Genomic DNA, 13,437 nt, shown 5'->3' on the forward strand with positions numbered 1-13,437 from the left:
CACTCACGCACGCTAGTGTGAGGGACGCACCGGCGAACGGGCTCCCTCCCCCCTTGCGGGGGAGGGTTGGGGAGAGGGGTAGCCACACGATGGACTCCCTCTACTCAACTCGCTTCAATACCATACGGTCGAGATTGTGAGACCGACCTTCAACTCGAACATCTCGCCCGGGGCTCACCCCTCTCCCCACCCTCCCCCGCAAGGGGGGAGGGAGCCTGAGAGGCGTGCTCACCTCACGCGCGAGCGGCGCTGGGCAGCGGCGCCCTACCGCTTGATCTCCAGCGTCTGGCGCTTGCCGGCGGCGATCGAGAACGGCTTTTCCGCCTTCTGGCCGTCGGCGTAGGTGGCGACCGCGACGTAGTCGCCGGCGCCGAGCGCAACGTTGTAGGTCGCCTCATAGCTCACCGAGACACGCTTGCGCTCGTCATTGATGTCGCGCTCGGCACCGTAGATGTCGATCTCCTGGGCGCCATCGGCCTTGATCCCGACCACGCCGGCGTTGAGGTTGACGTTGATCCGGGTCGGCGCGCCGGACTTCACCTCCGCGCGCGCCGTGCCCTTGGCCTCGCCGACCGTCACCATCACCTCGTAGCTGCCGCCGGGCAGATCGAACTTCGATTCGGCGTCGTATTCCTGCGCGACCTTCTCGCCCTCGTCACCGTCGGCCTTGGCCGGCTGGTGCACGGCAACCACGAGGTCCTTCTCGACCTTGGGGCCGCCCTCGGCATAGGTGGTGGTGACGATCAGCTTGCCGACATCGAGGGTGAGCTGGACGTTGCTGGAGTCACCCGCGGCGACCACGAACGGCTTGCTCGTCTTCGACTGCCCCTTGGTCAGGGTCAGCGTATAATTGCCCGCCGCGAGCACGAAGCGCGGCACCGCGTCGTATTCCTGCGCGATCAGTCTGCCGCCCTTGTCAGTGACCTGCCAGACCACGTCGTCGACCTTGCCCGCGCCGCCGGCAACCGAGCCCTCGCTGGTGACGTAGCCGGCATCTAGGATGACGTCGAGCGCGGCCGGCTTGCCGTTCTCGACCTTGAGCGGAAACTCGCGCTTGAGCTGCCGGTAGCTCACCTCCACGATGTAATCGCCGGGCGCGATGTTGTCGGCGAACGGCGCACCGTAGAAGGTGTTGACATGCTCACCCTTCTCGCCTCCGGCGCGCTTGTAGACGCCCCAGTTGACGTCCTCATCGCTGATCGGATCGAGCCCTTCGGCGAGCCGTGCCACGCCGCGAAGGTTCTTGCCGAGATAGGGATCGGCGGCCACAGGCTTTGGCGGCGCCTCGCTTGCGACCTTGGTGCCTTGCGTCGCCGCCACCGCCTTGGTCAGTGCGCCAGTGAGGCTCGCGGCGTTGCCGGCATCGAGATAGACGCCGCCGGTCGCGCGCGCGATGCATTGCAGCTGGCTCTTCGCCGCGGGATCGGCGACGTCGAGGCCGATGACATGGGCGGTGAAGCCGATGCCGGCCTTCTTCAGCTCGGCCGCGGCCGCGCACGGATCCGGCGCGCAGGTTTCGATCCCGTCGGAGACCAGGATCACGTTGGCCTTGTTCTCGGTCGAGTGCAGCGCCTCGGCGGCAGCACGCAGCGAATCCGAGATCGGCGTCTTGCCCTTCGGATTGATGCCGTCGATCGCGGCCTTGATCCTCGCCGGATCGAACTTGCTGACCGGCACCATCAGCTCGATGTCCTTGCAGTCACCCTTCGAGCGATGGCCATAGACCATCACGCCGAGACGATCGGCGGGATTCCATTTCGACAGGATCGCATCGACCGCCTGTCGCGCAGCGGAGATCTTGCTCTGCCCGTCGACCAGGCCCCACATCGAGCCGGACGCATCGAGCACGAGAATGGTGTCGGTGCCCTGTGCTTGCGCCTGGGCGCCATGAAGTGACAGCAACGCCAGGCCAAGCGACAACAGGCCGGCAACGAACGAGCGGCGAAAAACCTTAATCACGGATCGATCCTCGATGATGGAGACAATCGGAGGGCAAAGATGGCTGCGGCGGCGGGCATGTCGTGAGATCATCCGCACCTTGCCACAGCTGCGCCCTCCTTCGATCCGGATTTTGTTTTTTGTTGGCCGGAATGCTGATGCGATACACTTCCGGCGTGCACGCGACGAAACGCCAAAATGTCTTTGATTGGCGTCACTTGGGCCCGAACATTTGGACTATTGCGACAGGCGTTTGGACTGATGCGACACGCGGATGACAATTAAATTGCTTCCAACGTTGCGAGCATCGCGACCGCCGGCGTGAGCGTCATCACAGATGACGCTGATTTACACGCTGCCGTGCGCTGGAGCATTTTCGGTTCTGATCGAATCAGAACCGAAGCTCTGGATTCTTGTTCGACGCGCGTATTCTTCACGCGAGCCGGTGTCCACTTGGTTCGAAAGCGCTCTAATCGGCGCCGCGGCGCACCGCATCGAACGCGCCGCCCAAGAGTTCGAGCGCCTTGACGCGCCGTCGCCGTGCAAGGCGTTCTTCGCCGACCTTGCGTTCATGCTCGCCAGCGATGAAGGCCTGGATGTCGGGCAGCAGACGTATGACGCCGCGGCTGCCCCACTGGCCATCCGGTATCTCGGTCGGAAACACCCAGACTTGCGGCGCCACATCCTCGTACGAACCACCGTCAGCGCGTACCACGGCAGCGGTCACGTCCTTCACCAACGCCGCGCGCGAGGCTTCGGTGTACTGCCCCTCGGGCACCGTCGGCACGATGCGATAGCGTGGCGACGGCGACGGCTCGCCCGCCACATAGACGGCGGCCGGCCGATGCAGGAACACGACGGTGACGCCTTGCGCAACCTTGTTGGCCGGGTCGAATCCCTCGTGACCGATCAGGATATCGCCGAGCTCCTTGATGAGCCGCGCTTCCGCTGCCGGCTTCAGGGCTCCTTCGGGAATTGTGACGTCGATCATCGGCATTGAGAGACCTCCTGTTGTTGGGAGCATGAGGTCTATGCGCGAGGTGCTTCCGGTAGCAGTGGCAGTATCGCCATTCTCAGGGCAAATTCGGACACGGCGTCGTCAGCCGGCAGGCGCCATGCGCGCGCTGACACGCACAAACCGGCGCTGGTATTCGCGCGGCGAAAGCCCGGTTTCGCGCTTGAACAGGCGGCGAAAGGTCGACAGATCGTTGTAGCCGACACGCGCACTGACCGCGTCGAGCTTCAGCCGCCTGGATTCGATCAGGCGCTTGGCCACATCGACGCGCAGCGCCTGCAGATATTGCAGCGGGGCCTCGCCGACCGCGAGCTTGAAGCGACGGTTCAGGGTGCGCTCGCTGACCGAAAGGTCGCGGGCCAGCCTGGCGAGGCTGAAGCCCCGTTGCAGCGACTTCTCCATCAGGCTTTGCGCCTGCGCCACCAGCGCGTCCGAATGCTGGGTGTCGTGCGTGCGGCTGGCATAGGACGCCTGCGAGACGCGATTGCCGTCGATCAGCATCAGCTTGGCGGTCTCGGCGGCCAGATCGGCGCCGGCGAACTTCTCGACCAGCCGAAGCGCAAGATTGAGCGAGGTGGTCACCGCGCCCGAGCAGACAATCCGGTTCTGCTCGGTGAGGATCTCGGCGACGCGCAGATCCACCGCCGGGTAACGCATCGCGAAGGTCCGCCCCTTCGCCCAATGGGTGGTCGCGACCCGGCCGTCGAGCAGGCCGGCTTCGGCGAGGATGAAGCTGCCGGTGCAATAGGATGCGAGCAGGGTGCCGCGCTCATGTTGCCGCCGCAGCGCGGCGAGCAACGGCTCGACCGTATCGAGCCGGGCGAAGAAGCGCTCGATGTCGCCGACGAACGGTCCGGGGATCACCACCGCATCCGCCGCAGACCGCGCGCTGATCGGTCCATCGACGCCGATGATTTGGCCGGACGCGGTCTGCACCGGCCGGCCATTGAGTGACTCGACGCGCCACCGCAGCTGGGACGGCTTGCCGTTGTGGCGCTGCGGCCGCTTCGCCGCCACCGAATTGGCGGCCGTGAACACGTCGACAATGCCCGCAACGCCCGAAGCGAGGATACCGTCATAGACCCAAATCCGGATGAGTGGCATGGCCATGTCCGATCTTGCACAAAAGTGAGGCAATTCTGCCATCGCGCGCGCGAGCGGGCAAGCAGCTGGCCTCTCGGCTCAATCGCTGGCGTCTCTGGAATACTGGATCGCCCCGTCAAGCCGGCGATGACACCAACATGAGGTACGCAATGACGGTGCGTCGCATCGCGCGAGGACCATCCTCATCGTCGTCCCTGCGAAAGCAGGGACCCATTACCCCACATCTCAATTGTTGCGCGACGCTGGGGCCACAGCCCTCTTCAACAACACGACCCTGTGGTTATGGGTCCCTGCTTTCGCAGGGACGACACGACGATTGAGGTGGGCAATGCCACACACTCAGTGTCGTCCTGGCGAAAGCCAGGACCCATTACCCCAAATCTCAATTGTTGCTCGACGCTGGGGCCGCAGCCCTCTTCAATAACGCAGTGCGGTGGTTATGGGTCCCCTGAGTTCACAAACGAAGTGCAACACTTCCGACTGGAGGTGTTGCCATGGGGCGGACTTACAAGCAGCTCTCTCTCGAAGATCGATGCGAGATTGCCCGGCTTTCGGCCAATGGCCGCTCGGTCCGGCAAATCGCGGCAGCTTTGGATCGTCCGCCATCAACGATCTCTCGAGAGCTGAACCGCAATGGGGGCGCTCAGGTGGGCTACAAACCCAGCTATGCCCAGCAACAGATGCGAGCGCGGCGCTGGACGGGCGGACGCCTCGAACGGGAGCCCGTCCTGCGCCGCGCGGTGTTGGAACGCCTTCGCCGAGGTTGGTCGCCCGAGCAGATCGCCGGCCGACTGGCCCGCGAGTACGGGCGCAAGGTGATCTCCCACGAGACTATCTACCGCTTCATCTATGGCCAACTCAGGCGCACCTCGGACTTCAGCTGGCGGCGCTATCTGCCGCGCGCCAAGAGCAAGCGCGGCCTCCGCGGCAAGAGGGGCGGCAGCCCCGCAAGCTTCATCGAAGGCCGTGTTTCCTTGGCAAATCGACCCCTCGAGGTTGCCGACCGCAGCGTGCCCGGGCATTGGGAGGCCGATTTGATGATGTTCTCGAAGTACGGTCAGGCCGTGCTGACCGTGCATGAGCGCACCTCGCGTCTGCTGCTCGGCATCCGCCTCGCCAGCAAGGTTGCGCGCGGTGTCGCCCACCATCTCGTGCGCTTCTTCGCTACCCTTCCACAAGAGCTGCGCCAGACCGTCACCTTCGACAACGGCACCGAGTTTGCAGGTCACCTGGCACTGCATCGCCTCTCGATCGAGACCTTCTTCTGCGATCCCCACGCACCCTGGCAGAAGGGTGGTATCGAGAACGCCATCGGCAGGATGCGCCGCTTCATCCCTCGCAAAACGGATCTCGTATCCCTCTCGACCGCCAGATTCCGCCAGTTCATCGCCGCCTACAACAACACCCCACGCAAATGCCTTGACTACCGCACGCCTGCGGAGTCCTTTGCCGATCAAGTGTTGCACTTCGAGTGTGAATCCACCTCCTGGCTTTCGCCAGGACGACGGCGGTGGCTATGACCACGTGCTACGTGCCCCTCGCCGCCGCCTCAGATCCCGCGCGCAAATCGGCGAAAGCCCGGCGCGCCGGTCAGCGCTTCGAATGCCGCATCGCGCTTCTCCTCGGCGAAGGCAAAGCCAGCCATGGTGTAGCAGCGCTCGGCCGCGTGGTTGCCGATCACGAACGAGATCGATGCCCGCGAATAGCCGGCAGCCTTGCCGTCGGCGAGCGCGCGGGCGATCAGGGCCTGCACCAGGCCGCCGCCGCGATGCGACACTTCGGCTGCGACGTGCTCGATCAGCCAGTCGCCCTCGCCGCCCTGAACCCAGCAATTGCGGGCATAGCCGCCGCGCGCGACGATGCCGTCGGCATCCGCACCGGTCTCGGCCGCGATTTCCTCGATCGCCGCGCGTGCGGCGACGACCGTTCCGGATGCAGGCATGGCGCACAGCGCGGCAGCCGGCACACCGTCGACCTCAGCGATCAGGAAATGGGCGACATGATACCATGAGCGCACCCGCGCCACGGCGAGCCGCGCCATGAACGCGAGACACTCCCTCTCCGGCCGGTCGAGCGCGATGTCGAACCAGCCGCGCGGCAACGGGCCGCGCTGCGCGGCCAGCACGATGCGGGCGATGAAGCCGGCGTCGTCGGATCGTGCGGGACGGATCGTGGATCGTCCCGCGCCGGTCATCTCAGGTGTTCGTCAGCGCGACGCGGAATTCCGCCTCGGTCTTGGCCTTGACCTCGTCGAGCATGACGCCGTCGGCGAGCTCGATCAGCGCCATGCCGTCCTTGCCGTGCTTGTCGATGGTGAACACCGCAAGGTCGGTCACGACCATGTCGACCACGCGCTCGCCGGTCAGCGGCAGGTTGCACTGCTTGAGCAGCTTGGCGCCGTCCTTGGCGGAATGCTCCATCACGACTACGACGCGCTTGACGCCGGCGACGAGGTCCATGGCGCCGCCCATGCCCTTCACCATCTTGCCGGGGATCATCCAGTTGGCGAGGTCGCCGTTCTGCGCCACCTGCATGGCGCCGAGGATCGACAGGTCGATATGGCCGCCGCGCACCATGCCGAAGGACTCGGCCGAGGAGAAATAGCTGGTCGAGGGCAATTCGCTCACGGTCTGCTTGCCGGCATTGATGAGGTCGGCGTCCACCTCGTCCTCATAAGGGAACGGTCCCATGCCGAGCATGCCGTTCTCGCTCTGCAGGTTCACGTCGACGCCGTCGGGGATGTAGTTCGAGACCAGCGTCGGGATGCCGATACCGAGATTGACGTAATAGCCGTCGCGCAATTCCTTGGCGGCGCGGGCGGCCATCTGTTCACGGGTCCAGGCCATGAGGCTCTCCTGAAGAGTTCTGTCTTAGTTGCGCATGATCTTGCCGGAAAACCGGTGCCCGGCTTTCCGAATCATGCGTTAAGCGGCGGGCCGCGGGCGGGTGTTGCGGAACTCGATCCGCTTCTTGCCGGTCCCGACCTCGATGATGCGTTTGACGAAAATGCCGGGGGTGTGGATGTGGTCCGGATCGATCTCGCCGGCCGGCACCAGATGCTCGACCTCGGCGACGGTGACCTTCGCGGCGGTCGCCATCATCGGGTTAAAGTTGCGCGCGGTCTTGCGGTAGACGAGGTTGCCGGCGGTGTCGCCCTTCCAGGCATGCACGATGGCGACGTCGGCGAACAGGCCGCGTTCCATGATGTACTTCTCGCCGTCGAATTCCTTCACTTCCTTGCCTTCGGCGATCAGCGTGCCGACGCCGGTCTTGGTGTAGAAGGCCGGGATGCCGGCGCCGCCGGCGCGGATGCGCTCGGCCAGCGTGCCCTGCGGATTGAACTCAAGCTCGAGCTCGCCGGCGAGATATTGCTGGGCGAACAGCTTGTTCTCGCCGACATAGGACGAGATCATCTTCTTGATCTGGCGCGTCTCCAGCAGCCGGCTGAGGCCGATGCCGTCGACGCCGGCATTATTGGAGACGACGGTGAGGCCCTTGACGCCGGAATCGCGGATCGCGTCCGACAGGGTCTCGGCGATGCCGCAGAGGCCGAAGCCGCCCGACATGATCATCATGCCGTCCTTGAGGAGACCATCGAGTGCCGATTTGGCGTCGGGATAAACCTTGTTCATGCAATGAATACCTGATGGAGGGCGCGGAACGGCTCTGTCCAGCGGATTATTAGGCGAAATCTTCGCAATGCGTCAATCGCGGCCCCGTGCGGCGACCGGCGGCGGCCTGCGACATCAACATGGCCTTGAAAGCGACAAGAAAACCCTTCAAGTTGCGTGGGTTGGCACCGGCTTCCATTGCGCAGCCGGCAGTGTTCGACGACGACCCGACAAAACTCAACCAGACCCGGATATGTCATTGACGATGGCCCAAGGAATTAAGCGCCTGGGGATGCCGATCGCGGCGCTTCTCGGCCTGGCGCTCGTGGGGCTGGTCGCAACGTCCTGGTTCCTCAACCGGGACGCGCTGCGGAGCGCGGTGGAAGCGCAGATCCGCGCCGTGACCGGGCTCGAACTCGTCGTCAACGGCCCGATCGATGTTTCGGTGTTTCCCGGCAGCTATGTCTCCTTTCACAATGTCGGGCTGAAGGGCGCCGATACCACCGATCCTGCCCTGCAGGTCGACGTGCTGACCGCGAACCTGCGCCTGCTGCCGCTGTTGCTGCGGCGGTTCGAGATCGCCGACGTCATGATGCTCCGCCCGCATATCCATGTGGTTCGCGACAGCGCCGGCGAGAGCAACTGGACCCCGTTCGTCGAGACCATCGCCAAGACGATGACGCCCGGCGCCGAGAACCAGGTGTCGTTCTCCGAAATCCGGATCCAGGACGGCGAGCTGAATTACGAGGACGGCACCAACCACATCTCCGAACAGCTCGGCGATATCGACCTGTCGCTGGCCTGGCCCTCCATCTCGCGTTCCTTTGCCGCAACCGGCCAGTTCGACTGGCGCGGTGAGCGCGTCGACGGCTCGATCAGCGCCAGCGATTTCGTCGCGCTGCTGTCGGGCGACCGTTCCGGCCTCAAGGCACGGCTTGCCAGCGCGCCGCTGAAGATTGCGTTCGACGGAACCGTCGCCAACCGCACCAGCCTGATGATGGAAGGCACCGCCACCATGGACTCACCGGCGCTGCGCAACGCGTTGCGCTGGATGGGCCAGGCGCCGCCCGGCGGCGGCGGCGGCTTCGGCCGCTTCGCACTGAAGGCTCGCGCCAATGTGGTCGGCGGCTCAGTCGCGCTGACCAATGTCAATGTCGAGCTCGACGGCAATGTCGCCGAGGGCGTGATGACCTACGCCAATAACGGCCGGCAGACGCTGCAGGCGACGCTTGCCGCCGGCAATCTCGATTTCACGCCCTACATCTCGACGTTCCGCCTGCTGGCCAGCGGCCAGCGCGACTGGAACAGGCAGCTGTTCGACCTCTCCTCGCTGTCGTCGACCGATCTCGACATGCGCCTGTCGGCCGCCAAGGTGACGGTCGGCCCGTCCAAGCTCGGCCGCACCGCGTTCGGCGCCAATCTGCGCGGCGGCGCGCTCGCGCTCAGCGTCGGCGAGGCGCAGATGTATGGCGGTATCGCCAAGGGCTCGTTCGCGATCGCGCGCTCGGATGCGGTCGCCGACGTCAGGGCGCAATTCCAGTTCACCGATGTCGATTTGCAGGCCTGTGCCAGCGAACTGTTCGGCATCAACAAGCTGTCCGGCCGCGGCAACCTCAACGTCTCGCTGACGGCCTCCGGCTCGAGCCCGTTCGGGCTCGCGTCGTCGCTGGACGGTACCGCGACCTTGAACGGGCACGACGGCGCGATCGCCGGCTTCAATGTCGAGCAATTGCTGCGGCGGCTGGAGAAGCGGCCGCTGTCCGGCGGCGGCAATTTCCGCTCCGGCTCGACGCCCTATGACAATCTCAGCGTCTCGGTGAAATTCGCCGACGGCGTCGCGACCGCCGACGACATCCATGTCGAGAGCCCCGCGGCGAAGATCACGCTGACCGGCACCGCCTCGGTGCCGTCGCGCGAGTACGATCTCAAGGGCGTCGCCAGCCTGACCTCGGCGGCGGCCGGCGGCACCGCGTTCGATCTGCCCTTCGTGATTCAAGGCCCCTGGGACGATCCGTTGATCTTCCCGGATCCGGAAAGCCTGATCCGCCGCTCGCCCGCATCCGCCCCGTTGCTCGACGCCGTGAAGGATCGCAAGACCCGCGACGCGGTGCGCTCGGTGATCGAGCGCATCACCGGCGGAGCCGCACGGCCCGCGGCCGCGCCCGATCCCGCGGCCGGCGCACCCGCCAACGCACCGGCGACAGCGGCCGAGAATGCCAAATCGAACTGACTGAAGTCGAGCTGACTGAAGTCGAGCTGACCAAAGTCGCACTTCCCAACGGTCGAACTGACCGATCCATTCACTTTCCGCATCGATGCACTGGTACTGATCCACGCTCTCCCGCGAGCCCCCTACAGAAGTCGTCGATGCGGCATCTTTATCGGGTCACGGGCATGCGCTAGTGTTTTCCCCAACCGGTTAAAAAAGCCGGCCTCATGAGGGGAGAAGAACGTGAGATCCAAGGTTATCGGTGCGCTATCAATTGCGGTCGCCGCGGTCGGCCTGTTCGCCGCAACTGCACCCGCTCTGGCCCAGGGCAAGACGATCACCGTCTGGTGGGGCAAGGGATTTTACAAGTCCGAAGACGACGCGCTGCTCGATACGATCAAGAAGTTCGAAGCCAAGACCGGCATCAAGGTCGAACTGTCGCAATATGCGATCCAGGACATGATTCCGAAGACCGTTGCCGCGCTGGATTCCGGCACCGTGCCCGACGTCGCCTATTCCGACACCTACGATGTGCAGGCCCAGGGCAAGTGGGCCTTCGAGGGCAAGCTCGAAGACCTCTCCGACATCATGCTGCCGATGAAGGACGCCTTCGCGCCGAACACGCTGGAAGCGGCCCTGCTCTACAATGACGTCACCAAGAAGAAGTCCTATTACGGCTTCCCGCTGAAGCAGCAGAGCATGCACGTCCAGATCTGGGGCGACATGCTGGAGAAGGCCGGCTTCAAGGCCGATGACATCCCGACCAAGTGGGAGGATTACTGGACGTTCTGGTGCGACAAGGTGCAGCCGGGGATTCGCAAGGCGACCGGCCAGCGCATCTACGGCGTCGGCCAGCCGATGGGCGTGGAATCCACCGACTCGTTCCAGTCGTTCTACACCTTCATGGACGCCTACCACGTCAAGCTGGTCGACGACGACGGCAAGCTCCTGGTCGACGATCCCAAGGTGCGCGACGGCCTGATCCACGCGCTGAAGGACTATACCGACACCTACATCAAGGGCTGCACGCCGCCGTCCTCGACGACCTGGAAGGACCCGGACAACAACGTCGCCTTCCACAACAAGACGATCGTGATGACCCACAATTTCACGATCTCGATCGCGGCGAAGTGGTTCGAGGATTCGACCAACCCGGCGCTGACCGACGCGCAGCGCGCCGCCGGCAAGCAGGCCTACGAGCAGGACATCATCACGGCGTCCTTCCCGAAGGCGCCGGACGGCTCGACGATCCGCTACCGCTCCGACGTCAAGACCGGGCTGATCTTCGCCAACGCCAAGAACAAGGCCGAAGGCAAGCAGTTCATCAGCTTCCTGATGCAGGAAGACAACGTCCGGCCCTACATCGAAGGTGCGCTCGGCCGCTGGTTCCCGGTGACCAAGGCCAGCCAGGCGAGCCCGTTCTGGCAGGCCGACCGGCATCGCAAGGCGGTCTGGAATCAGTTCACCGGCGGCACCGCGCCGTTCGACTTTACCAAGAACTGGAAGTTCACCATTCTGAACAATGAGAACGTCTGGGCCAAGGCGATGAACCGCGTCGTCAGCGAGAAGGTACCGGTGGACAAGGCCGTCGACGAACTGATCGCCCGCATCAAGCAGGTCGCGGGGTAAGCTAAACGATGACCGGCACTGCCGACACTGGCTCCGCGTCGTCCCGGCGAAAGCCGGGACCCATACGCCGCGGCAGCAATTCTGGAGTATGCTGGTCGACGGCTTTCGCGCAACGACCGGGACCTGTGGTTATGGGTCCCGGCCTTCGCCGGGACGACACCGTGGATGCGTCCGACACCTCGTTCTTAGAGTAACCGAATGGCGATCACGCTCTCTGCATCCGATGTCCCCTCGCCGCCGCTGTCGGCGCGGCTGTCGCCGCCGCAGGTCTGGGGCATCGTGCTGCTCGTGCCCTATCTGCTCGTCTTCCTCGCTTTCGTGGTCTATCCGGTCGGCTACGGCCTGTGGCTGGCGCGCCATCCGTCGAGCTATGTCGCGCTCTATAATGACCCGATCTTCGCGCGCGCCGCGGTCAACACGCTGATCTTCCTGGTCATCGGCATCAACATCAAGATGCTGATCGCGCTGTTCCTGTCCGGGTTCTTTGCTCAGCAGCGGCCCTGGATCAGGTGGCTGTCGGTCATCTTCATCCTGCCCTGGGCGGTGCCGTCGATCCCGACCATCCTGTCGGTGCGCTTCATGCTCAATCCGGAATGGGGTGTGGTCAACCAGCTGATCTTCAAGTTCACCGGCGACGACGGCCCGAACTGGCTGAACGATCCGGCGGTCGCGCTCGCGATGGCGATCGGCGTGCACATCTGGAAGTCGCTGCCGTTCTGGACGCTGATCCTGCTGACCGGACGGCTCGCGATCCCGCACGATCTGTACGAGGCGTCCGACGTCGACGGCGCCAATTGGTGGCAGAAATTCCGCTATATCACCTGGCCGTCGATGCAGACGCTCTACATCACCTGCACGCTGCTCTCGATGATCTGGACGCTCGGCGACTTCAACAGCGTCTATCTGCTCACCGGCGGCGGGCCCGCCGACCTCACCCACGTACTGTCGACCCTCGGCATCCGCTATCTCAGGCTCGACCAGCTGTCGCTGGCGATGGCCTCGATCGTCTGCGCGATGCCGTTCGTGTTGCCGCTGGTCTATTACATGATGAAACGGTTGTCGCGATGAAGCTGCCCACCCTCCGCGAAGCCGGCACCGAAGCCAAGCTGCTGCTGATCGGCATCCCGGTCTTCATCTGGACCATGATCCCGATCTACCACATGTTCGTGTTCGCGATCTCGCCGAAGGAGGACGCGTTCACCGGCAAGCTGTGGCCGACCCATCCGACGCTGCATAATTTCTCGATCGTGTTCCACCAGCAGCATTACTTCCTGCGCGACTTCTGGATCCAGTTCTGGAATTCGGCCGTGATCGCGCTCGCCGTCGGCGCGCTGACGCTGTTCGTCGCCACCGCCGCGGCATTCTCGATCTCGCGGCTGCGCGTGCCGGGCGGCCGGGCTGTGATGAATCTGGCGCTGTTCACCTATTTCATCCCGGCGGCATTCCTCGCCGTGCCGATGTACCGCACCATGGGCACCTACGGCCTGCTCAACAATCACTGGTCGCTGATCCTGGCGATGGTCACGATCGCCGCGCCCTACGCGATCTGGGTGCTGAAACAGGCCTCCGACAAGCTGCCGGTCGAGCTCGACGAGGCCGCGACGATGGATGGCGCCACCACGCTGCAGCTGTTCCGCCTGGTCTATGTGCCGCTGATGATGCCCTCGCTGGTCGCGGTCGGCACCTATGCGATCCTGCTCGCCTGGAACGAATATCTCTACGCGTTCCTGCTGCTGTCGAAGGACACCGACATCACGCTGCCGGTCGCGCTCGGCAACTTCCTCGCCGCCGACGACTCGCCGTGGGAGCTGCTGATGACCACCGGCTTCATCTACGCGCTGCCGCCGGCCGCGGTCTACTACGCCTTCAAGCGCTACATGGTCGGCGGCCTGACGGCTGGCGCCGTCAAGTCGTGAGGCCAGAGCGTTTTC

The 13,437-nt window shown here is 64.4% G+C and carries 11 protein-coding genes; 5 read left to right on the top strand and 6 right to left on the bottom strand.

The genetic code is table 11. The annotated features are described in order from the left end of the window. Positions 1-264: 264 nt before the first annotated feature. The 3 genes from ACOIX3_RS36425 to ACOIX3_RS36435 form a co-directional block, all read right to left on the bottom strand. On the bottom strand, positions 265-1,959 hold the full coding sequence (locus tag ACOIX3_RS36425; RefSeq protein WP_420966835.1) for a vWA domain-containing protein: 1,695 nt from the start codon (positions 1,957-1,959) through the stop codon (positions 265-267). Positions 1,960-2,407: 448 nt separating this feature from the next. Then, positions 2,408-2,935: a tautomerase family protein gene (locus ACOIX3_RS36430; RefSeq protein WP_420966836.1), complete on the bottom strand. Its 528-nt coding sequence runs from the start codon at positions 2,933-2,935 to the stop codon at positions 2,408-2,410. 102 nt (positions 2,936-3,037) lie between these two features. Then, complete coding sequence (locus ACOIX3_RS36435; protein WP_420966837.1) at positions 3,038-4,063, bottom strand: GlxA family transcriptional regulator; 1,026 nt, start codon at positions 4,061-4,063, stop codon at positions 3,038-3,040. A gap of 488 nt (positions 4,064-4,551) precedes the next feature. Here ACOIX3_RS36435 and ACOIX3_RS36440 point away from each other — a divergent pair, with 488 nt between their 5' ends. After that, a complete protein-coding gene (locus ACOIX3_RS36440; RefSeq protein WP_420966838.1) occupies positions 4,552-5,577 on the top strand; it encodes an IS30 family transposase in 1,026 nt (341 codons plus the stop codon). 29 nt (positions 5,578-5,606) lie between these two features. Here ACOIX3_RS36440 and ACOIX3_RS36445 read toward each other — a convergent pair whose 3' ends face one another. From ACOIX3_RS36445 to ACOIX3_RS36455, 3 genes are all read right to left on the bottom strand, one after another. After that, positions 5,607-6,251, bottom strand: a complete 645-nt coding sequence (locus ACOIX3_RS36445) for a GNAT family N-acetyltransferase (RefSeq protein ID WP_420966839.1) — start codon at positions 6,249-6,251, stop codon at positions 5,607-5,609. Position 6,252: 1 nt separating this feature from the next. After that, positions 6,253-6,903, bottom strand: coding sequence for a 3-oxoacid CoA-transferase subunit B (locus ACOIX3_RS36450; RefSeq protein ID WP_420966840.1), 651 nt, complete (start codon positions 6,901-6,903; stop codon positions 6,253-6,255). A gap of 78 nt (positions 6,904-6,981) precedes the next feature. Continuing rightward, positions 6,982-7,689: a CoA transferase subunit A gene (locus ACOIX3_RS36455; protein ID WP_092123538.1), complete on the bottom strand. Its 708-nt coding sequence runs from the start codon at positions 7,687-7,689 to the stop codon at positions 6,982-6,984. Positions 7,690-7,933: 244 nt separating this feature from the next. On the opposite strand from ACOIX3_RS36455, the gene ACOIX3_RS36460 reads away from it, so the two are divergent. From ACOIX3_RS36460 to ACOIX3_RS36475, 4 genes are all read left to right on the top strand, one after another. After that, positions 7,934-9,898, top strand: coding sequence for an AsmA family protein (locus tag ACOIX3_RS36460; protein WP_420966841.1), 1,965 nt, complete (start codon positions 7,934-7,936; stop codon positions 9,896-9,898). Positions 9,899-10,120: 222 nt separating this feature from the next. Further along, positions 10,121-11,506: an ABC transporter substrate-binding protein gene (locus ACOIX3_RS36465; protein WP_420966842.1), complete on the top strand. Its 1,386-nt coding sequence runs from the start codon at positions 10,121-10,123 to the stop codon at positions 11,504-11,506. A gap of 198 nt (positions 11,507-11,704) precedes the next feature. Further along, positions 11,705-12,574 (top strand): carbohydrate ABC transporter permease, encoded by an 870-nt coding sequence (locus tag ACOIX3_RS36470; protein ID WP_092123532.1) that lies wholly within the window; start codon positions 11,705-11,707, stop codon positions 12,572-12,574. Further along, complete coding sequence (locus ACOIX3_RS36475) at positions 12,571-13,422, top strand: carbohydrate ABC transporter permease (protein ID WP_420966843.1); 852 nt, start codon at positions 12,571-12,573, stop codon at positions 13,420-13,422. Before ACOIX3_RS36470 ends, ACOIX3_RS36475 begins: the two co-directional genes overlap by 4 nt. The last annotated feature ends 15 nt before the right edge of the window (positions 13,423-13,437 follow it).

The sequence above is a fragment of the Bradyrhizobium sp. B120 genome (assembly GCF_049075665.1).
In the GTDB taxonomy this organism is placed as follows: domain Bacteria; phylum Pseudomonadota; class Alphaproteobacteria; order Rhizobiales; family Xanthobacteraceae; genus Bradyrhizobium.